Source organism: Pseudomonas sp. BSw22131 (assembly GCF_026810445.1).
Lineage (GTDB): Bacteria > Pseudomonadota > Gammaproteobacteria > Pseudomonadales > Pseudomonadaceae > Aquipseudomonas > Aquipseudomonas huanghezhanensis.
In genome coordinates, this window is sequence record NZ_CP113949.1 from 5,114,512 (window position 1) to 5,136,949 (window position 22,438).

At 64.7% G+C, this 22,438-nt stretch carries 9 protein-coding genes and 1 pseudogene; all 10 read right to left on the bottom strand.

The window, feature by feature from the left end:
• The 10 genes and pseudogenes from OYW20_RS23085 to OYW20_RS23130 all read right to left on the bottom strand — a co-directional run bounded on the left by OYW20_RS23085 (position 1) and on the right by OYW20_RS23130 (position 22,300).
• On the bottom strand, positions 1-474 hold the full coding sequence (locus tag OYW20_RS23085) for a YbjN domain-containing protein (protein ID WP_268798205.1): 474 nt from the start codon (positions 472-474) through the stop codon (positions 1-3).
• A gap of 41 nt (positions 475-515) precedes the next feature.
• A complete protein-coding gene (locus tag OYW20_RS23090) occupies positions 516-1,163 on the bottom strand; it encodes a DNA repair protein (protein ID WP_268798206.1) in 648 nt (215 codons plus the stop codon).
• A 15-nt stretch (positions 1,164-1,178) separates the two neighbouring features.
• Positions 1,179-2,885, bottom strand: a complete 1,707-nt coding sequence (locus tag OYW20_RS23095) for a putative porin (RefSeq protein WP_268798207.1) — start codon at positions 2,883-2,885, stop codon at positions 1,179-1,181.
• A 40-nt stretch (positions 2,886-2,925) separates the two neighbouring features.
• Positions 2,926-3,594 (bottom strand): TonB C-terminal domain-containing protein, encoded by a 669-nt coding sequence (locus OYW20_RS23100; protein WP_268798208.1) that lies wholly within the window; start codon positions 3,592-3,594, stop codon positions 2,926-2,928.
• Between the two features lie 2 nt (positions 3,595-3,596).
• Complete coding sequence (locus OYW20_RS23105; protein WP_268798209.1) at positions 3,597-4,022, bottom strand: ExbD/TolR family protein; 426 nt, start codon at positions 4,020-4,022, stop codon at positions 3,597-3,599.
• 10 nt (positions 4,023-4,032) lie between these two features.
• The gene (locus OYW20_RS23110) at positions 4,033-5,850 is read right to left on the bottom strand and encodes a DUF2341 domain-containing protein (RefSeq protein WP_268798210.1); all 1,818 of its coding nucleotides are present in this window, start codon (positions 5,848-5,850) and stop codon (positions 4,033-4,035) included.
• A 32-nt stretch (positions 5,851-5,882) separates the two neighbouring features.
• Positions 5,883-7,424, bottom strand: coding sequence for a ShlB/FhaC/HecB family hemolysin secretion/activation protein (locus OYW20_RS23115; protein WP_268801214.1), 1,542 nt, complete (start codon positions 7,422-7,424; stop codon positions 5,883-5,885).
• Positions 7,425-7,772: 348 nt separating this feature from the next.
• Positions 7,773-7,890, bottom strand: a pseudogene (locus tag OYW20_RS23120) (transposase); the annotation flags it as partial.
• Between the two features lie 494 nt (positions 7,891-8,384).
• Entirely contained in the window at positions 8,385-20,843 is a 12,459-nt protein-coding gene (locus tag OYW20_RS23125; RefSeq protein WP_268801215.1) for a filamentous haemagglutinin family protein, read from the bottom strand.
• A 308-nt stretch (positions 20,844-21,151) separates the two neighbouring features.
• The gene (locus tag OYW20_RS23130) at positions 21,152-22,300 is read right to left on the bottom strand and encodes a substrate-binding domain-containing protein (protein ID WP_268798211.1); all 1,149 of its coding nucleotides are present in this window, start codon (positions 22,298-22,300) and stop codon (positions 21,152-21,154) included.
• Between the last annotated feature and the right edge of the window lie 138 nt (positions 22,301-22,438).

Consider the following 22,438-nt stretch of genomic DNA (forward strand, 5'->3'; position numbering starts at 1 on the left):
TCATGCCTCGCTCTCGGCGGGCACAGGAGCCAAGGCCGGCGCCGGCGCAGGGGGCTCGGATCGATAGTCGCGCAGGTAGGTGACGAACTCCTGCAGCAGGCGGTCCCACAGTTCCAGGTGGTTACGCAGGTAGTCGTTGCCGACCCCTGCCGCGATGACCACATCCATTTCCATCAGCAGGAAGCCGCCCTGCTCCGACAGCCGAGAGAAACGGCGGCTGATGTTCCACTGCTGCACTAGCCCGGGCGGCAGTTCACCCTGAATGCGCAGGGCGCAGCTGAAAGTGAAGTCGACAAAACTTCCAGGCTGCTCGCCGGCGTTGCCGAAACGCACCGCGTAGCCAATACCCTGGCTGGCGCTGAGCAGTTGCACGATGCCGTTCTGCTCGCTGGGGTTGACGCGGTAGCCGGCACTTTGCAGCAGTTCGGCGAGCTGCCCGGCGGTGATGGTGCGAACGAGTGTGGTGTCGGACATGGTCGTGCTTTCCTCGGTTAGGGTCGCTGTATGGTTCAACTTCATTGGCTTGCAGCAGGTGCTTTCATGCTGCCGTCGAATTGAGTCTTGTAAAGGTCGTCGCCCATGCCCTGGGCCAACTCCTCGAACTTCACCCGGGCACTGCTGGCGAAGGGTTGGCGCATCTTCAGCACGTCGGCCATGTCGACGCGCTCATAGGCGTCGAGAATCTGCTTGGCCACCCCGTACATTTTCTGGTTGTGCGCCACGCAGCTCTGTACCTGGGTATCGCGTTCGGCCAGCTGCCCGGCCAGCTTGGCGCGCTCGGCCTCCTTGGCCTTGGCCAGCACCAGCAGCTCTTGATAGGCCTGCTTGAACTTGCCAACCTGCTCGGCACTGGCCTGTACCTGCGTCTGGGCGTGCTGTTGGAGGGCGCTCTGCTGGGCGGCCAATTGCGTGTTCTGGCCGCTGGCCTGGACCAACTGTGCGTTCAGTTGCCCGATCTGGGCTTGGGCGGCTGCCAATTGTCCCTCGGTGGCCTGGCGCGCCGCCGTGGCGCGCGCCTGCTCGCTTTGCAGGGTCTGCAACTGCTGGGTCGTGCTGCGCAGCTGCGCGCGCAGGCGCTCTTCCAGGGTCTCGGCCGAACTCTGGCCGGTTGTCAGCAGGCCGGTCAGCAGCGCCAGTACGGTCATTCGTGTTCGATAATTCATCTACGACCTCCTCGGTCAGAAGCGCGTGTTGAGGTCGAGTTGCAGAATGTCGACGTCGAACGGCGCGCCGTAAACGGCCTTGGTACTCATCCAACTGGTGGTGGCGAAGACGTTCTTGGCGAAACCGTAGTTGGCACCCAGGTAGTAGCCCTTGGCGTTGGTACCGCCCAAGTGGAAAGTCGAGTCGTTGAAGCCATCGGGCATGGCATCGGGCTCGATGCGCTTGTAGCCGGCAAACACATTCCAGTCGCCGTTGCGGCCCATCTCCAGGGCGCTGCCGAGGGTGAACTGCATCATCCAAGCGTTGCCGCCGCTCAGCAGGCTGCCGTTGCTGTCGACGTTGTTGGCCAACTGGCCGGCGGCACGGCGAGTGATCTCGCCACTGTCGTAACTCAGGTTGCGGATGTAATTGCCCTGGGTGCGCAGCTTCATGTCGGCCGGCAGCTCTGTGTCCCAGCGCAGGTTCAGGTCAAGCAGGTCGAACTTCGATGCCAGGCCCACGTACTGGGGATTGGGCGTGGTGGTCGGATTGGCCGGATCAGGGGTGATGTCACGCAGCAGGAACAGGGTGTTGCCCTTCTGCATGAACGCCGAACGGCTACCGTCGGTGCTGCACGAGACATCGCCGTTCCACGGCTGGCACGGCGCCGAGCGCTGGCCCTCGATATCGTCGAAGCGGTAGTAGGCCATGGCGCCCTTGAGGCTGTTGCGGGTGTTGATTTTCCAGTCCACGCCCACTTGCGCGCCGTACAACCATTTGTCGTTGCTGCTGGTCTTGTCCAGGCCGTTGGATTCGGAAGCGCTGTCGTTGGTGTACTCCACCGGGAAGGCCCCGACCGTGCCGAACAGGTTGAACTGGTTGTTCAGGCTCTGGTTGAACACCGCCGCCACACCGTCGAAATTGAGGTCGCGTGAATACAGCATGTCGGTGGCAAAGAACGGGTTGCTGAAGCGCCCGCCGGTCAGGCTCAGGCGTTGCGAAGGCGAGTAAGTGACGTAGCCCTGGTCGAGCCAGATGTCCTTCTTGGCAAAGCCGCCGCCCAGAGTCTGGGTGGTGGATACCGGGCTGTTATCGGCGCCGGTGCCCAGGCGCACCCCGGCCACCCAGCTGTCGGCCAACTGCGACTTGAGGCCGAAGCGAGCGCGCAGGCGCATCAGGTTACTGCGGTCCTCGGTGGTATTGTAAAGCGGCGGCAAGGCGCTGCTGGTGTTGGGGTTCACGTCGAACGGGCCGCTGGTATTGAGGCGGCCGAAGTCGGTGATCTGGTTGCTGTTGCCGCCGCCGAAATAGCGCGACTCGTCACGCAGGCGCACATCGCCATCGAAGGTGATGCGCGAGGCCCAGTCGGGAAAGGTGTTGGGCGCGGCCCAGTTTTCCTGGCGTGCGGTGGCCATGACTTCAGCCTTGACCTGGTCGCGAATCTGGTCACGAACGATGGCCGGTACATACTGCACGCGCACCTCCCCATTGGCCGCAGGTGCGCTGGTGGCGATGGCGGTGTTGGCGGCCGCCTGGCGCGCCTGCACCGCCTCGGTCTCGGCCTGGCGAATCAGCGCCTGGGCCTTGTCTTCCTTGAGCACCCCCTGCTCCACCAACAGGCGAATCAGGTTCACGGTGGCACTCTCCGAAGGCGTTGCGGCGGCGGCGGCGCCATTAGGCAACGCCAGGCTGGCGAGCACCAGGCTGGCCGCGCAGCTCAGCCGATTCTTGAAAAGGTTCATCAGCACACCACTCCTTGATAACTAAAGCTCGATAGACGAATCAGCCGGGCCGGCGACCTGAGAGGTCGATGCGCAACGGCAAGGTAATGGTCGACGGTGGGCGTTCCTGCAGGCGCGCAGTGGTGCGCAATGCGTTCAGCACCAGTTCGTCGGTTTTCGCGTCGCCGCTGGTTTTCGCCAGCTCGACCCGGGTGATTTCGCCACCGGCACTCAACCAGATGTCCGCCTGCAGGCGAAACGCCAGGTTGCGCACGTCGGGGTTGTCGCGCAGCGCACGCTGGAAGGCGAAGGCCAGGTACTGGTTATAGGTACCGTTGCCGCCCCCACCGCCCCCGCCCATGCCGCCGCCTTTGCCAGCGCCGATGTTGAAGCTGTCGCCACCGCTCTGCGGGTCGCCGTCCATCTGCATCGGGTTGGCCAGGTCGGCCGCAGGCGACGGTGGTGCCTCCTGGGGCTTGACTGGCTCCGGCTCGGGCTGCGGCGCCGGTGTCACGATCTTTTCTTCCACCGGCGGCTCCGGGTCCTTGGGCGGTGGCGGTGGCGGCAGCGGGATGATCGCCGGGATCTTCGGCGCTTCCCGGCGAACGCCACTCATGTCGTGCGCCCACTGCCACAGCACCCAGGTAGCGCCGGCCAGCACCAGCACGGCGACGCCCCATTTGAGGAAACGCAGTGGCGAGCCGTTGGGTTGCGAAGTTTCAGTGTTCATGATCAACCCTGGTTCGGCTTGCCGGTCACCAGCCCGACCTGGGCCAGCTCGAGGCGACGGAGCAGGTCCAGGACCTCGACCACCTTCTGGTACTGCACCGTGGCGTCGCCGCGCACGATCACCGGAAAGTCCGGGTTGAGCGCTTTTTCGCTGCGTAGCCGGTCTTCCAGTTCCGCCAGGGTTACCGGGTAGGCATCGAGAAACACCTGGCCGCCATCGTTGACGGAAATCGCCTTGGTCTTGGGCTGCGAGAGCGACACCGAGGCACTGGCCTTCGGCAGCTTGATCTGGATCCCGGACACCTGGGCGGTGGCGGTGAGGATGAACATCACCAGCACCACCATGAGCACGTCCACCAATGGGGTGATGTTGATGCTGTCCACTGCGCCGTCTTCATCGTCGTCGTGTGAGGCATTGACTGAGGCCATGGTCAGCTCCTCACACCAGCGCCGACGGGCTGCCGGCTGGCAGACCACGGCGGTGCATAGCTTCGGTGTACTGGCTTTCGCCATACAGTTCGGCCAGGCGGGTAATGAATTCGTCGACGAACACTCGCATGTCGGCGCTGACCTCACGGTTGCGCGTGATCAGCTTGTTGTAGCCAAACAGCGCCGGGATGGCGACGAACAGGCCCATGGCGGTGGCCAGCAAGGCTGCAGCCATGCCGGGGGCGATGGCGTTGATGTTGACATCGCCGGCCATGGCGGTGCCGAGGAACACCACCATGATCCCCAGCACAGTACCCAGCAGGCCGATGTATGGGCCGCCGGCGATGGCGTTGGACAGGCTCGACAGCTTAGCGCTCAGCTTCTGATTCTCGCGGGTGCGTACGCCGTCCATCGACGCGCGGATGGCCTCGATGGTGGCGGCGGACACAGCGGAGACGTCGGCGCCCTGTTCCCGGCGGGTGCGGATCTCGCGCACCGCCACCTGGTACAGACGCCATAACGACGAGTCTTTCAGGCGCCCTGGCAGGTCGTGGTCGTCGGCGAGCATTTCCAGGCGGGTGCCGATGGTATCGAAGCGCTCGCGAAAGGCCTGGTTGGCGCGGGTCACGCGGCCGAGGCTGCGGCTCTTGCTAATCATCACGACCCAGGATTGCAGCATCATCATTACCAGTACGGCGATGATCACCCAGGCATCCACCGGTACCGCGTTGAGCAGAAAGCCGAGGCTGCCGAAGCCGAAGCCCGACTGCTTTTCATCTACGCCGTAGACGACCAGGCGCGATTCGGCGCCCTGAGCCGTGGCATCGGCCAGCAGCGCCGCCGGGGTGCGGGCCACGCGCGACAGCCGCACTTCATCGATGGCACCGGCAAACGGCAGCCAGGCGCTCGCCGGGGCTGCCACTGGCGGCGCGTCGCCGCCCAGGGCCAACGGCGAGTTGAAGGCTGGCAGGGGCTGCGCCAGGCTCACCGCCTGGCGGCCATTAACGAACAGGCGCGCCTGGCTGGCGTCGGCGGTCAGGGCCACGTGGCTCCATTGCCCGGCTGCCAAGGGCTGGCCGAGGGCACTGCGCTGGCCATTGATTTCGAAGAACGGCGCGCCTTGGCTGAGGCCGACCAGCAAGGCGTTGTTACCCTCGCGGCGGGCCAGCAAGACTTGGTCACCATTGGCCTGGTCCTGATGCACCCACAGGCTGAAGCTGAACGGCGCGCCTTGCGCATGTTGCAGCGAGGCGCTGGGCGCCAGCAGCAGCGGTTGGCCGTTGAGTTGCAGGGCGTGGCCGATGACACCGTCCACCGAACTGCCAACCATGGCCTGGGCGTTGTTGGCGTAGGCACTGCTGTCGCGCGCTGGGCTGCCGGTTACGTCGTCGAAGTGCAGCACGGCACTGTAGTCGCTGTCGAAAGTGGCCTGGCCGCTGCTCACCGCCGGGGCCTTGGTATTGCCGTAGTACATCCACACGTCCTGGCGCTGGCCGCCTTCGATGCGTGGGATGTCGACCCAGATCAGCGCCATGCCCATCAAAGGGTCGAAGCTTTCGACCTGGTGGTGCAGCACGGTTTTGTCATCGGCGGTGACGAAGCGAATGTCCGCGCCGTTCTCGCTGACGCCGTCGAAAGTGAAGTTGCCGGTGTGCAGGCGTACCAGCAGGGCGCTGCGCCCCAAGGCGTCGTTGATGGCAGCGCCTTGAGGGGTGGTATCGACAGTGATCTGCTTACGGTATTGCCAGTCGTCCTGCCACCAGGCGTTGGCCACGGCCGGCAAAGCCAGGCCCAGGCAGACAAACAGGGTCATGAAGATGCGTTGCATGGGAAAGCGCTCCGAGGTCTATGCCGGTTGGGTCAAAAGTTTGCCTGCACGCTGAAGTGCACGCGGGAGTCGTGTTTTTCGGTATTGGGGCCGTCTACTAGCGGCAGGCCCCAATCGATGCTGCCGCTCAGCCAGTCGCTGAGCGTGGCGCGGGTGCCCACGCCGACGCTGGCGAGGCTGTAGCGGCTCTCCTGCTCGGGCAGGCCGTCCTGCAGGGCCAACCGTGCGCCCTCGGCGAACACATAGAAGCGCCAGTCGCCGACCAGGCTGCTGATGTACTTGCCCAGCGACGGCGTGCGCAATTCTTCGGACAGCAGCAGGCCGTCGTCACCAGTGCGCTCGGCTGCCAGATAACCGCGCACCGAGGTGGCGCCGCCAGCCGAGAACTGTTCGTTGGAAATGAGTGGCCCGGAGGCCTTCTGGAACCCAAACTTGCTCGCCGACTGCCAATCACCGATGAAGGCGTAGGTGAAGCTGGCGTCGGCCTTGAGCGCGGCGAAACTGGAGCTGGCCTTGTATCGCTTGTAGTCGAAGGCGTCGTCGCTGCTGCCATAACCGAAGGCACCTCGGGTGCCCAGCACCAGGCTGAGGTTCAGCCCCAGTTGCGAGGTGTCGGTGTAGTGGTAGCCGTTGTAGCCGAAAGTGAACGGCGCGTACTTGATCGGCGCGCTGTCGCTGCTGTTCCCCTGGTTGAGGCGCTCTTGGAAGTCCTTGATGTCGACCCCGAGCGAAAAGGCGTTGGACCAGGCGCCCGTGGCCGGCAGGTTGTAGATGGCCGACACGCCATATGAGTGGCCCTTGCCGAGCACATTACTGCCGCCGACAGTGGCCACGTCGCTGTCGGATTTGTAGCCGCTGAATTGCAGGGTCCAGCGGTCGTCGAGGGGCGCGGTATAGCTGCCCGACCAGACCTCGGCGTTGTTGCGGTCCTGGGGCGCGGTGAACCAGGTCAACGATAGGCTGTGGCCCAACTGCCAGAGGTTGTTGTAGCCCACCGTCGCCACCGTACGCAGGGGCTTGGTGTCGGCGCTGGAGTCGTTGTTCACGCCGAGGGAGGCGCTCCAGGGCTTCTTGTCTTCCACTTGCAGGTCGACGTCCATGGTGCCGCTGCGCTGGCCTTCACGTACCAGCGGTACAACCTGGCGGCCGCCATGGTTGAGCGCGGCCATTTCGCCCTGCACCTGGTTGAAGTCCGGCACCTTGCCCTCCTCCAGCGCCGGCACCTGGTCACGCACTTCAAGCGGCGAGGAGTACTTGGCGCCCACCACCCGCACGCGGCCGACCTTGGTCTCGCTTACCTGCAGGTACACCACGCCACCTTCCACCTCCTGCTGCGGAAGGTCGACGAACACAGACTGGTAGCCGCGCTGCTGGTAAACCTTCTGCAGCGCGTCCTTGGCGCCCTCGATGTCGGCCATGCTGCGGTCCGGGCCCATGAAGGGATACACCGCAGCCTCGATGGTCGGGGCATCCAGCACGGTGTTGCCGCGCACCACGTACTCGTTGATGTTGACCTTGGGCGCAACGGCGTCCTGCGCCTGGCCGGCCAACGGCGCCAGCAGCGCCAGGGCCAGCGCATGGCGGCTCCAAGGGGCGTTCGAAGGTCCCCACCGCCGAACGGGTCTTGCCAACGAATGCTCCACACAGCCTCCCAGGTTTACAAGGGTTTCGCGCACAGCCAGGCCGCTGCGCACAAGGCGCAGCGCTGGCGTCACTTCAAAGGGTTAGGGTCGAACCGCCGGCATGGCGCGCCGACCAGGTCTGCAACAGGGTGAAGTTCACCGAGAACTCCGGCATGTGCAGCAAGGCATTGCAGAACACTTCACCCACGATGCGATGCAGCAGGCCCATGCAAGTGGCGTCGGCCAGTACCTTGGAGGTGTCGCGGGAGAGCTGCCCGTAGGTCCAAACCTTGTGCTTCAGGTCCAGCCCCACGAACCAGCGAAACAGCAGGTTGTAGCTCAACTGCTCACTCACCTGGCGCTCGCTGGGGACCGAATACAAAACCTGCAACAGCAAAACGTGAATCAGCGTGGCAGGCTCGATCAGCAGCCCGGCGCGCTCCTTGAAGGCCGCCAGGTAGTCGCTTTGGGCACTCAACAGGCTGTCGATCTGCGGGCGCGCCAGCACCAGGGAATGGTTGGGCGGGATAAAGCTGCTGACTTCCTTGAGCGCGCATTGCCAATCCTCCTGGGACACGATCCACACCAAGGGCGCGCCGTAGCGGTACACCGACACAGGACGCTTGCGCGCGGCCTCCACGACCTTCGACAAACGCTGATCGAGTTCCTGCATGCCGACTTTTGCGTAGCGTTCCATACTGCCCATCCCCTCCTCTCCCTTATCCTTGGTCACATTCCGGCGCCTTCTGCTTGGCGTTACATACCCAAGGCGGGGGTCGGACAAAGGCACCGAACTTTTGTCACCAAAGCTTCACGAGAAATTTCAGGCCCGGTACAAAGCGCCCACATAACGCCATGAAAAAGGGCGACGACCGTTGCCAGTCGTCGCCCTCGGGCCCGCTTTCTCAGCCGTTACAGTGTCAGTTGGTCACGCTCCTGTGGTGTCAGGCGCTGGCGCGCGCGTTCGTCCAACTGGCCGGCGCCCAGCACCTGCACCGGGCTGCTGCTGTCGTAGCCGCGTTGCGCCGGAATGAGGCTGGCGCCGTCCTGGCCGGGCACCAGCGGCTCGCTGCCAAAGCTCAGGACCTTGACCGCGAACACCGAAGGCTCGTTCTTGCGCGCGGCGTTCTGCTGCTGGCGGGTGAGATTCTCGGCGGCGTCGGTGGCCGAGGCCGCCGCCGCGCTGGCGGCGCTAATGGCGTTGGTGTTGACGGCGGCCACCACCGGTACGCCCTGGGAGGCGCCCTGCACCTGGATGTTGGCGGCGTTGACGACCTGCAGGGCGGCGATGTTGACGTTGCCCGATACCCGAATCCCCGCCTCGCCGGCATCCACGGTACCCAACGGCGCGATCAGGTCGATATCGCCGGCTGGCACCTCGGGAATCGGGTTGAGCGTGGCGATCCCGGCACCGGTGGTGGGCACAGTCGGCGACAGGGTAACGTTGCCGAAGTTGTCATAGATGCGCCGTGGCGGCGTGTACACCACGGTGGTCTTAGAACCGCGCCCGGCGTTGATGTCGCCCTCGGCCGACCACGCCAGGATCGAACCCCCGAAGGTGGTCATGATGCGGCTCTGGCCCAGCAGGATGCTGTCTTGCGAGTACAACTGAATATCGCCCTCGCCCTGGGTGATGATGCCCGCGCTGGCCGGCGGCGTGCTGCCTTCGATACCAAACACCTGGCCGCCACCCGGCGTGAGCATCTGGATCCCGCCACCCAGGTTGGTGTGCACGCCCGCCGCGCCGTACAGGGAGATATCACCGTTGTACATCAGGGTATTGCCCGCTACGTCTTTGGTCGGGAACAACGCGGCGATGGCGTTGCGACCCCGCAAGTAGCTGCCTTGGCGCACGCCACCGACCTGGTTGTATTCGCGGCCAGCGGCGGTGAGTTCGGCGAAGTAGATCGTGCGGGCGAAAATGCGCTGCTGTTCGGCCGGCAGTTGCGCGAAGTAGCTCAACGCCCCCGACTCGCTGCCCCTGAAGCCGTAGCGCTGCAGCAGCCAGGCTTGCAACTCGGCGTAGTAGGTCTTGGCGACCTTGCCGGGCTGCGAAGCCAATGGCGTACCGCTGACCGCCAGGTTGGCGGGCGTAAGGTAGTCGCTGAGCAAGGTGCCGTAGTTCGCACCCGGGCTGCCAACACCGGCCAGCAGCGCAATGCTAGCGCCAGGGCGGCTGTCGCCGGTCGCCACCGGGCCGATGCTGGTGATCGACGCCTGGTCTTCCATCAGCAAGTTGCGCCCGGCGGTGATCTCCAGGGTGCCGGGGCCGGCGATGTTGAACGAGCTGTAGATGATGTCGCGACCGGCGGTGACGATGGAAACGTCGGTGGGGCTGCTGTTGACGAAGAGGTTGTTGGTGCGGCTGTAAAGCCCAAACTCATTGCCTGGGTTGACATCCGAGCTGGCCAGCAGCGAGCCACTGCGCAGGATGTCGCGGCCGGCCATCATCCACACTGGGCGGCCGGCGATATAGACCACCTCGCCTGTACGCAGGTCATTGCCCGTATAGTTCAAGGTGCTGCCACTGGAGACCCCAAACAAGTCGCCAGAGCGTGCATAGAAACGTGAAGGCGCAAGCTTGGTGCCCCAATCATTGGAGGCGCCGTCGGCGCCGAAGGCGATCAGAGGCAGGGCGCCACGCCCGATGTAAACGGTGCTGGCGTCGCTGGAGACATTGCCAAGCGGGAAGCTGCCGGAGTCAACCGAGCCGGCCAGATACGCAGGATTCTGCGGCGTCGCCAAGCTGCTGGCCGCTGCGCCGGATTGGGTGATACCCATGCCCAGCCCATAGATAGAGTCACCTGCCAGCAATTGCAGTTCGCCAGTAGCGGACGGCGCCAACTCCAAGGGATACAAGGCTGTGGCCGGCTGTGGATTCGCCTGGGCCGAGTAGCCATAGAAAATACTTCCGTTGGCAGCTATAGCGCGCAAGGTCGTCGGGTAGACCACGGCGAGATCGGTAGGACTCTGGTCATTGACCGGGCTCAAGTTGCCGCCAGCGGAGAACAGGTCGACAGCGGTACGGGCCGTCCACAGGCTGAACCAGCTATAGCCACTGGTGCCGTCTCCCAGCGTCGTAGGCGACCCGGCGACGGGGGTAGCGCGTCCCGCATCGCCGACCGTACTTAATACCAGGTCGCCAAGGGTATTGACGCCCGCGGTAGAGTCGCCAGGCACCAGGGTCAAGCCGCCTGTGGCCGATACCCTGGGATTGTTCTGAGGCAAGTACACCGTGAGTTTGGTGGCTGTATTGAAAATACTTGGCGTCAGCGCGGCCATGCTGCCGATCTGCTGGGCATCGACCTGAAGGTGGCCACGCAGGTCGGTCACGACTCCGCTTTCAGTCGCCAGCAAGGTCTGATCGGTGCCAACGGTGGTGCTGAAGGGGTTGATGCTACCCGCAACGCTCAGCGTGAGGTCGCCGCCGCCCGTAACCGTGACGCTGCCGTCGGCGGCAACACGGCCCGTCGAGCCGACGGCCAATACCAGTGCCTGCGAGCGTGGATTGATATAGGGAGACACCGCGTTGCCGGCCATTTGCGCGAGCGTACCGGCGTCCCCCGCAACCGACACGTGCAGATCTCCCCCACCGAGCGTGCCAAAACCGGTGAACCCTACAAAGGTGTCGCTTTTCGTAGGCGTTCCCGTGATACCCGGAACGTAGGTACCGTAGTTGATCCACCAGGCGCCGGCCTGCGCCGCGCTGCCGCCAAGCACCTCGCCACTGCCCTGCCGCCAAAGCCAGTTGCCAACGTTCGTCGAGTCGTATCCTGCATCGTTCGAATCCGGCCGGTTGCCGCCGGCGATCCCCACATTCATCGTCGCACCACTCAGATCACCGCCTACACCTAGCGTGAGATTGCCACCGTAATCCGGGTACCAGGCGCGGTAGACGCTAGCGCTACCGCCGTCCACCAGGCTCTCGTAGCTTTGGTTGTTACCACTAAGTACCAGCCCGCCCGAGGCCAAAGCCCGTGGCAAGTTGTACGCATCGGTGGCTGTAGTGGGCACCACTGAAGTGCCCGCCGTATAGACGCCGAAGAGGGAGTCCATGCGCAAATCGGCGGCACTCATCAGCTCCAGATCGCCCGTGCCGGTGCGCACTACGCTGGGGCGAGTTCCGCCCGGTTCATAGGCATAGCTGATCGTGCCCGAAAAATCACACGCACCCAGATCGGCGCAAAACTGGGAAATGGACGCATAGCCGAAATCCGCCGCGATACTTTCGGTGACGGTATCGCCCACTGCGCCCAGCCCGTTGTCGGCGCCAAACTGGTTGACTGTGTAGCTTCCAGATACCTCGCAGGCGCCCAGATCCGCGCAGAATTGGGCGATCGACGAGTAGCCGAAACTGTCTGAGACGCTTTGCGTGACGGTGTCCCCCACCGCACCCAGCCCGTTGTCGGCACCAAACTGGTTGAGGATATAAGCCGTCGTGATGACCCCGAAAGTTCCATAGTGGCTATCGGCAAGGTTCAGCGTGCCGTGCGTGGCCGTCGGGCTCACCAGGCGACTATCGGCTGCCGTCAGGTCCGCCCCCGCCACCAGGCGCAGCGACCAGGACTGTGAACCCTGCGCAAGCATCGGTGCCGCCGCCCAGAGGGCGCCCTGGCGCCCCGACACTTCCGGACGTAAGGCCACTGACGCCGCGGCGCCCGGCAATATGACGTTGGTGCCGGAAAGAATCATCGACCCGCTGGCCAGTGGCAGGTCACCGTTGAGGGTCAGCAGATTCTGCGAAGCCGAAACAGCATCGGCGACGGTGGGCAGGATCACCCCCTTGGGCCATACCAACGCGTTCAATGCCGCGTTGCCGCTCAGCACGCTACCGGCATCCAGTTGCGTGCCTGCCGGCAAGGTCGTTGCCGTGCTCAGCAAGGTGCCAGTTGCATACAGCAGGCCCCCTGCGCTGTCGCGCACGGCCGCCGACAACACTGTGCCGGCGGGAACCAGCAGGTCCGCCGACAGGGTCGCGGCGACAGGCAACCGGGTTCCACTGCTGAGGGTGATCGCCTTGATCGGCAAGTCATAATTCAGCGTTCGGCCACCGGGGATGGTCGTGCCATCCGCCAGGGTCACCCCGGCGGCGGGCACCACGGTATCTCCGCCGTTGTAATCCAGGCCAGCCAGCAGGACCCAACCATTGTCATCCTGGGTCGCGGGGGGCGGGGCGAAACCGTCGCTGATGCTGCCGTAAACACTCAGGTTGCCGCCCGCACGCAGGGTCAGTTGCCCGGCCTCGCCGGAGCCGTAGACGCTGGTCTGCGCCGAGGCCGGGTTGAGGCTCGCGTAGCGATAGCCAGACAGGTCGACATCGCCGCGCACCACCAAGTCGCCGTCCGCCGTGGCACTGGCGATTTCCACCGCCGGGCGCAGGTGCAGAACGCTTGCATAGGTCGGGTTGTAGAGCCCGGCGAGCTGGGTGCCGAGCAGGTTGCCGTTGCCGAGCGCGGCGTTGATGAATGCCTGGCTGTCGAGGTGCTTGCCATTGAGGTAGGCCTGGTCGATCCACTGGTAAGCGCGGCCGTCAGCGCTCAAGTCCGGGGCATACGGCGCATCGGTATAACGCCAGGTGCCGTTGACCGCAATCGAACGCGCACCCTGGATGGTCAGCGCGCCGCTGGCGTCGATGGCCATGTCACCGGAGGTGGCACTGCCCAGCCGCGGCGCATACAGCTCGACGGTGCCCAAGGCCATGGCCGGCGCAGCGCTGGTATCGGTGCCGTAGCGCAGGTCCATGCGTGTGCCACTGCCGAGGGTGAGCAACCCGGCGCCGGCATTGAGTTCGATCATCGCTCGGTTGGGTGACGCGATGATCTGCCCGCGGCTGTCGACCCGCACCAGGCGCCCATGGGCGTCCAGCACCGCGCTGCCGTCAATAGTCAGGCCATTGGCCGCCGACAGGGCAATGCTGCCGACTTCGGCGCCGCTGGCATCTATGGTGCCGCTGACCCGCAGGCTGCCGCCATCCAGCGACACGCTGATATCGCTGGCCTTGAGGTCGTTGGCGATGACCAGGTCGCCCTGCTTGATCTGGAAGCTGCGCGAACCTAGCACCTGACCGGCATTGAGGCGCTGGTTGAGGGCGTCGAAGGCCTGGCTCAAGTCGCCGATGCCCAGTTGCTGCGCCCGCAGCGTCAGGACGCCGCTGGCATAAGGCACCAAAGTGCCGCCGGCATCGTAAGTACCGCTGCTGCTGCCCAGCAGGCTGCCTTGCAAGTCGACGATCCCGGCGCCAGCCCCCAGCGCGGTGGCACTGATGCTCCCGGCCTGGTTGTTGACTGCCGAGACGTTGAGGGTCGAACCAGCGCTCTGGCGGATGTTGCCTTCGCGGCTACTGAGCACCACGTCACCGCCCCAGCTGTATTTGGTCAGGTCGTTGAAGACGAGGCGGCGCCCAGAGAGATCAATTTGCGCGCCGTCGCCCAGGGTCAGGTCGCCGCGTGCGTTCAAGGTCAAGCGACCGCTGGGCAGGACCACGGTGGTGTCTAGGCTAATGCTGTCGGCCTGCAGCGTAAGGTTGCCGCCCTCGCCAGCCACGCTGGCCTCCTTGGCCGGCAAGCCGATGACCCGCAACTGGCCACCGGCGCTTATACGGTTGACCGATCCCGCCGCCGCAGTGAGCAGCGGCGTGCTGATGTTAAGGTCGCCACCGCTGTAGCTGAAGCCACTGCCCGTGACGTATCCGCCCTGGCTCTGGTGCACGCTGAGGCTGCCTGCAGCGTTGCTGGTGATCACTTGGCTGGCGGCCAGGTTGACCGTGGCGAAGCCGAGCACCGAGCGGCCCAGAGAGGTGTTGCTCGAGGGTGCATCGGCGGCACCGAAGACGATACGCTCGGCACTGACGTTCAGTTGCCCGCTGCCGGTGCCAGCACCACCGCTGATGACAGCTGGCGCCGCCGTAGCAGAACCGTTCCACACCAGCTCGGCGGTATGGATGGAAGCCTGGTCGGTGGCCGACCCACTGCCATAAATGGCAGGCGCGGTCAGAACCAGCTGGCTGAGCAGCGAAGCGCCCGTTACCGAATCGTAGGTGTCCAGTTGCGCACTACCGTAGAAATTCAGCGCCTGGCCGGCGGAGAATTGCAGCGATTCCAAGGCCGGTGCGCCAGCGCTGACGTCGCCACGCAGCAAGCGTTGCAGCATGGCCGGGTCGAGGGTCAGGCCGCTGGGCACGGTATTCTGGTTGCCACCGGCGTCCAACGCGGCGGTGCTGCCGATATTGATATTGCTCAGGGCCAGGGTGAGATGCCGAGTGCCGTAGCGGGCACTGCTGTCCAGCTCGAACGTATTGCCGGTACTGGCCACCAGCGAGCCTTCGGAATACAACCTGGTGTCGCCGCTGCACCCCGAGCTAGCCGGGCACAGGCCGACATAGATGCCGCCACCAGTCGACGAGCCCGGTGAGACGAGATTCAAGCTACCGTTGGAAAGGGCCAATACGTTACCGGTGCCTGCCAGATTGATGAACTGCGAACCGGTGGGTGCCGTCCCTTGCCCCAGGGTATTGATGGCCGCGCCCTGCTCCACGGTGATATTCCCTGTCCCGGTACGCAACACCACTGCGGGTGCCCGCAAGGTCGCACCGGAGCGCAGGATGACATCGTAAAGTGCGCCGCTGTCGCCAATGATCAAAGCCCCAGCGTTCAGCGCGTTCAAACTGTCGGCTTCAACACTGACGCCATTGAAGTTACCCACCTCGGACTGCGTGTTCGCCAGTACCTGAATAGCCGCCCCTCCCGTCACCGTGGCCGTCCCCGCGCTGCCCCCGCTTGCCGCCGCGAACAAGCCGGTACCGGCGAAATGGAAACCGATCGGCGTGGTGCCGGACGAGCCGACGTTCAATTCCAGTGTGAGGTTCTTGGCATCCGCCGGCATCACACCCAGCGTGGTCCCCAGCTTGGCGGCGTTGGCGGCCAGAAAGTTCGAGTAACCTGTCTCGTTGTATTGCGAGTAGGTTCGCAGGGTCGCCGCAGGCGTTAGCGTGACCCGCTGCGCGAGGCTGTCGCGCAGCGCGGTATTGGCGACCGACACTTGCCCCGCCGCGCTCCAGGAACCATTGCGCAATGGCTGTGCGCCAGTGCTGGCGGCCAAGGTATTGCTGCTCAGCTCCACCCGGAACGCCCCCGACAACAACGCGTAGGTGGAGGGCAACAGCGTGTAGGTACCTGCTGGCAAGCCAGGCACGCCGGCCGCCAGGGTGATCTGCTGGCCGATCAGCGGGTCACCTGCGCCGGCATCCGCCGCCACTGGCGCGTACCCCGCCTGCACACCGGGTACCAAGGCATAGACCGGATGGCTGGTGAGGCTGGGCAAGGTGAACGAACCGTCGACGTTGACCTGCATCAGCGGCGCGAGGCGCGCATCGGTGGAGCCGCCTCGGCCGGAAATGAAACTCGCGCCCGTCAGCTCGCCACCGCCGGACAAGTCCAAGGTTGCGCCAGACGCCACGTCCACCGAAGTTCCGGCCAGGGTGATACCTGGATTCCGCACCGCTGCCTGGCTATACGCGGCGCCGGTGATATCGGTACCGTCATACAGGTAGGTCTGACCGTCTGCGGTTCCGCCATAGGGCATCAGCAGCCCCGCGCCACTGACTGACGTAATGCTGCCGGCTAAAAGCTGCAGCCTTTGTGTACCACTCGTACCCAGTGTGATCTGGCCGAGCGGTGCACGCACGACGCCGCCCTGCTCTATGGAACCGGCATAGAACGTCAGCCCCCCCAGTGCCGCGTACGGCATGGCTGGAATATCGGGAGTGGTACGGCTAATGGTCAGCCCATACAGCGGATCATAGTCCGACGTGCCCCTGATATATCCAACGTCGATGCGGGCTTGGGCGCCGGTCCCGGGGTAAATCTGCGCGCCGTTCAGTGCCAACGCCTGCGGGGTGCGGAGTACCGTGGTTGTACCGATCGATTCTCCCGTCAGTGAAGCGCCGCCCAGAAAGCGTAGGTCACCCTGGCTGGTCAAGCTGACCTGTTCGAAACCCGCGCGATCGAACGCTACGGTCCCTTCCAGGTTCTTAAGGCTGCCAGCCGCAGAAAAGAGTACCTTTTTGGCGATGTCGAGGAGATTGGCCTGCACAGAGAAGGTCGCTTCACTGCCCCTGAAACTGGTGGTGGCGTCGTAAAGATCCGTGTGGAACGCCAGCCCGTCCAATAATAGTTTCGACGGCAATACACTAGACAACAATACATAGGGTGCGGACAGCTTGACCTGGCTGCGCGCGGACGCCGAATCGGCGAGGGTGAACGCAGCGGCACTGAGCGACAGGCTTTGCCCAAGCTGCAGACTCAGATCATCGGTAAAACTGATGATCCCCGAGCTCATCAGATTCAGGTTATCGAAGCCGCCAGAGGCGACGCTGGCGGCACTCAGCGCAGCATGCCCGTACTGCAAGGTATCGGCGGCGGCTTCGGGGCTTTCCGCCAGCGCGACGCTGTCCTTGCGTTGACTGACGACCAGGTCGCGAAGCATCAATGGCCGGTCCGTTGCCTTGCCATCGGCCTTGTAGTACTCGGCGGTCCAGAGCGCAATATCCAGCTTCCCTCCCGGCGCCCCGGCACCGCCCGACCTGGCGCTGAAATTGCCATCCAGATACAAGCCATTGTTGGATGCCAGCGAGAGGCTGCCGCCATCGCTTGCCACCAGTGTCTGGCCCTGACCTGTTACGTACAGGCTGGCTTGGGCGCCATCAGCCTTGAGCTGCGCACCTTCGCGCAGGACCACGAACACATCCGCGGCGCTGGCGGTTCCGGCAGCGGTATCCAGCACGCCGCCGATCACGATGCTGCCGCCGCCGCCGACCTGGCCATAGGTACGGCCCAGATTGTCGATGGCGGTGGCAGCGCGAGCACTGACGTCGATCACTGCCTGATCGCCCAGCCAGATCGAACGACCCGAGCCAGCGGCCACGACGTTCTGCGTGATCGCCGTACGTTGCGTCACGGCCCCCAGGGTGACACTACCACCCCAGGCATTGAGCGCGCCGTCCAGTGTCAACTGGCCGGTGCTGCGCAGTTCGATGGAAGCGCCCGGGTCTACGGACACTACGGCGCCAGCCCCCACCTGCAACGCGGTACCGGCAATTTCGCTGGTCAACGAGTTGATATTGCCGGCGCTCAACGCCAGGCTGGCACCGCCACGTTGGCTCAACACGGCGTTGACGGGATCGGTTTGATACAGGTCTGGCAGCCACACTTGCAAGGCATCGGTAGGGGCATTGCCGGTGACCAGCGTCGAACCCGTGTCCTTGAGCTGATACACCGGCCGGGTCACGCTGACCTGGGCGCCGTCGGCGACCTCCAGGCCCAGCGCCCCGGTAATGGCGTAGGCGCCAAAACCCTTGGCGAAAAAGCCGCTGGCCAGGTTCAGCACGCCGGGGGTAATGTTCGCCGCACCGATACTGACTTCGCGGCTGGCAAGGCTCAGGGTGCCGCCACCGCTCACGCCGACGCCGCGCAACTCACCGCCCAAGGTCAAGTCTCCCACAGCGGCATTGAGGCCCGTCTGAGTAGCAGCACTCAGTTGCAGATCCCCCCCTTTACCGCCCCGGAGCGTGCCATTGGCCAGCAGCGTCGCACCGGAGGACACGTCCACCAGGCTGCCCGCGCCCAGGCGCACATCGCCGCTGCTGCGCATCGACACCGAACCACCGTCGCGAGAGGCCAACAGGTAACTGCCAGCAGAGTCCAGCGCCAGATTGCTCCAACGCCCCGTCGCCTCCACCTGCACCCCCTCGCCAATGCTCACTCGCGCGGCCGTACCGCGGGCGGCCAGTAGCGGCACATCTTCCACGGCACTGCGGTCAAGTACGTACTGGCTGAGGACGTTGCCCAAGCGCAGCTGCCCGCCATGGGCGACCAGGTTGCCGAGCACGTCCACCTGCGGGGCGTATAGCGTCAGGCTGCCGCCATCGCCTAGGCTCAAGGCCGATTGCACCGTGATGTTTTTTCCCGCAGCGACCTGCAAGCCGCCCAGTTGCGCGTCGCTCAGGGCCTGCGCGTTCAACATCAGGCTGCCTGTGCGATCGCTGCTGACCGGCATCAGCAGGTCGATACTCTCTGCAAAGCTGCTGCCGTTGCCGATCACTACCTGATCCAACATCGGGCTGAGCACTCTTTTCAACACACCATTGCTGAAGATCGGGGTGTAGTTGCCCACCAACAGCTGCCCGCGACGGGCCACGGCAGTCTGCGCCTGCTGGTAGCCGTCCAGCGCGGCATTGGCGCTGGTGGTCTGCTGCACGCCTTGGTAGACATCGGCAATCACCTGGCCTTCCAGCACCGCGTTGCGGGTACCGATCACCAGGCTGCCGGCGTCCCTGCCCACGGTATAGCCCTGCTCGTAACGCTGGCGCGGGGCGATCAGCGGGTTGTAGAAGTACTCGACCTGGCCCCAGCGCGCGCTGGCATCTTCGAAGCCCTTGTAGATGCCAGTGTAGAGGATATCGCCGGGTGCTGAGGAAACCTCATACAAGCGGCCACTGGCGGTGGTCAGCCACGTCTGCTGGATGTAGCCGCCTTCCACATCAAGAGTGCCGCCCGCAAGGTTGAGCACCGAGCCGGCCTGGGTCACTACGTCGTTGCCGGTAAAGGTCAGGGTGCCGCCCTGGGCCATCCACTCGCCCACGCTGTGGGTCTGGGTACCGAGGTAGCCGCTGACCTCCAGCAGTCCACCTGCTGTGTACCAGCGGTCGGTGGCGTAGCCGTTGGTACCGGCGGGCACGTACACCAGGTCGCGGGTATCGACCCACACGTCGTTGCTGGACAACTTGCCGGCGTCGCGGTTGCCGCTGGCATCGCGCAGCTCGTTGCCCTGGATGTTCACCAGTATGCTGTTGGACGACATTGCCAGTTGCACGCCGATCGCGCCGGAGACATCCAGGGTCGCGCCATCGCGCACCAGGCTGCGCTGGCCGGCGCTTACCGCGATCTGCCCACCCGTCGCGAGGGTGGTCGAGCCGCCTTGAAAGTCCACGGTGCCGCCGCTGACGATCTCGACCCGGGAGAGATCAGTGCGGTCAGCCACCGTGCTGAGGTTATTGAACTGGCCGCTGGCCAACAGGTTGTTGACGCCTGTCAGGCCGCTGTAGCCGGCCAGCCGCTGGGAATCCAGGGCGCTGCCCGAGGCGCTGTCGAGCAGTACCGCCGTGGTGGCGTTTGAGCCCAGGGTGACGCTCCCGGTGCTGTCGCTGGCGGCGTTGAGAAGGTGGACGGTGCCGCGGATATCGGTCGAGGTGCTGGCCACCGCCACGCCGGCCTGGGTGACCTGGTGCCCGGTCAGGGTGATGTCGCCGGTGCTGGCCATGATCGTGCCGCTGTTGGTCACCGTCCCGGCGGCGCTGGCCGCGCTGCGGCGGGCCGACACCTCGTTGCCGCGCGTGGTCGAACTGGCGTTGCCGTTGGTGCTGACGCCGCGGCGAATGTAGAAGTCGTCGCCGGCCGCCAGCGTAGCCTGGCCCTTGGGGGTGCTGATGCTGCCGGCGTTATCGACCTGCGAGCCCAGCAGCAAGACGTAGCCGCCACCACCGGTGGACGTGCCGGGTGCCAGCGTATCCAGTTGCGCGCCCTGCTGCACCAGGACCGCCCCGGCGGCATCGGTGAAGGTCGGCAAGGTGCCATTACTGTTGACGTACAGCCCGCCACTCGTGAATTGCCCGTCGGTGATGGTCGCTGCGGCGGCCACCAGGTTGCGCACGTTGACCTGGCTGCTGCCGCTGAACACGATGCCGTTGCGGTTGACCAGCATCACCGTGCCGTTACCGGTGATCTGGCCCTGGATCTGCGAGGGCCTGGCAGTGGGGTCGTTGATGCGGTTGAGCACCGCCCAGTCGCTGCCCTGGTCGAAAGCCACGGTGGTATTGCGGCCGACGTTGAAAGTCTCCCAGTTGAGGATCGCCTTGTCGGCGGTCTGCTTGACGCTGACGGTGGTCTTGCCATCAGCAGTGCTTTGCGTGGGCGCCTGGGCATTGAGCCAGCCCTGGGTCAGGCGGGTATCAACCTTGAGGCCGCCCTCGCCCAGGCCATCGGGCACCGCTTGCACCGTGGCCAGCGCCGCTTGGCGGCCCGCAGCCTGCGCGGCCTGCTGGGCAGCGATGGCGGCCACGGTGTTGTTGAGGTTGAGCAGCGAGCGCTGCAACTGGGCATCGGCGCGTTGCTGCTGCGCTAGCGGCGGCACATAGCCGCTTGCCGTACCGCCCGCCGCCCCGGCCCGGCCGGCATTAGCGGTGTTCGCGCCCTTGGCTGTGAACCAGGCGCCACTGAACGGCTGTGCCGCCTGTGCCGTACCGGCCACCAGCAACAGTGCCATGGCCTGCACCAGCGGCTTGAGCCGCCACAGGCCCGGTTGCGAGTAACTGGGCATGGCTGAGCGGGCATGGCGATCACGGTGCACGGAAAGGGGCTGGCGAGCAGGCATCACGATGGGTCCTTGGTCGTTTGACGGACAGCCGCCTGGGCTGCACGCAGTGCTGTTGGTAGTTAGTCAGTTGGCGCAGCGCGCGACCGAACGGCTGTCATCAAAGGTTCATCGAGGCCTCTCCAGCGCGACGAGAACGCAGTACAAGCGCAAAATCGACGAGGGCCGAAGCCGTCATCGTTCAGGTCCTGAATGAAGGAAATCAGCAACGGCGCGGGCCGTTGCTGATCGGTGTCGCGGGTAAGCTCAGAGGCTTACATAGGACGGCCAATGCCGTTGCAAACGTTCGACCTGCCGACGCTCAGCGAGCTCAGCGAGCTGGTGAACGAGCTACGTACGGCAGCCTTGAAGGTGTCCGACATCGGCACGAAACGGTTGGCCTTGATGGAAGCGTCGTTGTTGGTGCCGGTTGAAACGCCGTAGTGACGGTTGAGGAAGTCCAGGACCTGCGAGGTGTCGGTGCTGTCGGCGTAGCACTGGCTGAAGATCAGGTTGGTGAAACCGATGATCGGGTAGCCAGAAGTCGGGTAGGCGATACCGCCCGTGCCGAAAGTACGTGCCCAGTTGGCTGGAACTGCGCGTTCAGCGGCGGTAGCCGGAGCGCTGACGGTTGCTACCGCAGCGCTGACGTTAGCCGTGGAAGGCGAAGCGCCGTTGATCTGAGCGACCTTAGCCGTGTCGGCCAGGCCAGCTTCGCTGGTGGCGGCCCAGTCAGGGCTGAGGTAGGTGATACGGCCGTCGGCGACTTTCAAGGCAGCCGATACACCGTCGCTGCCGGTTGCCGGCGTGAAGTTGGACGGCAGGCCGCCCGAGTAGCTGCCGGAGAAGGTGGTGGTTACCGCGAAAGTACCAGGAACACTGCTGCCGCACCGGGAGTTCAGGTAGCGGGTGAACAGCTCGGTAGTACCGCTGCTCTCAGCACGGTAGACCACAGTGATCGGGGCGGCCGAACCCGAGTTGGCGATCTGGCTCCAGTTGGTGATGGTACCGGCAAACACACCGCACAGTTGTGCAGTGGTCAGGTTGACCGCAGTGGCACCGGCCTTGTTGAACGGCACGGCAACCGAAGTACCCACCGATGGCACCTGGATCAGCGGCCCCCAGGCAGCGTTGTGGGCGGAGGCATAGGTCGACAGCTCCGCGGCGGTCAGCACCGAGTCGCTACCGGCGAAGTCGACGTTGGCGGTCTTGCCGATCGCCGACGGGGTGTTGGTCAGGAAGGCCGTCTTGCCTGCGCCACTACCACCACCGGTGTAGGTGTCGAAGCCAGAGGACAGTACGCCAGCCGTGGTGTACAGAGGCAGCGGCAGAGTTGCGCCACCGCCGGTTACCGCTGCCATCGATTGAGCCGAAGCCAGTGCCGCCACAGCCATCGAGGCTGCGATCAGAGTACGTTTGAACATGAAGATTGCTCCTTTGTCATCGTGATTGAGGAAGTCTTTCTTGCATGGTGCCGCGGCCCGTCCCCATGTGCCCTTTGGCGTCTGCGGGGTGAGTCCACCCCTCAAAGATCGCAATTCACGGTGACAATCCAAGGAAAA

Coding starts and splice junctions, on each gene's coding strand:
- OYW20_RS23105 (WP_268798209.1), bottom strand. CDS start 4,022: ATGGCCTCAGTCAATGCCTCACACGACGACGATGAAGACGGCGCAGTG.
- OYW20_RS23130 (WP_268798211.1), bottom strand. CDS start 22,300: ATGTTCAAACGTACTCTGATCGCAGCCTCGATGGCTGTGGCGGCACTG.
- OYW20_RS23085 (WP_268798205.1), bottom strand. CDS start 474: ATGTCCGACACCACACTCGTTCGCACCATCACCGCCGGGCAGCTCGCC.
- OYW20_RS23100 (WP_268798208.1), bottom strand. CDS start 3,594: ATGAACACTGAAACTTCGCAACCCAACGGCTCGCCACTGCGTTTCCTC.
- OYW20_RS23110 (WP_268798210.1), bottom strand. CDS start 5,850: ATGCAACGCATCTTCATGACCCTGTTTGTCTGCCTGGGCCTGGCTTTG.
- OYW20_RS23125 (WP_268801215.1), bottom strand. CDS start 20,843: ATGCCCAGTTACTCGCAACCGGGCCTGTGGCGGCTCAAGCCGCTGGTG.
- OYW20_RS23095 (WP_268798207.1), bottom strand. CDS start 2,885: ATGAACCTTTTCAAGAATCGGCTGAGCTGCGCGGCCAGCCTGGTGCTC.
- OYW20_RS23090 (WP_268798206.1), bottom strand. CDS start 1,163: ATGAATTATCGAACACGAATGACCGTACTGGCGCTGCTGACCGGCCTG.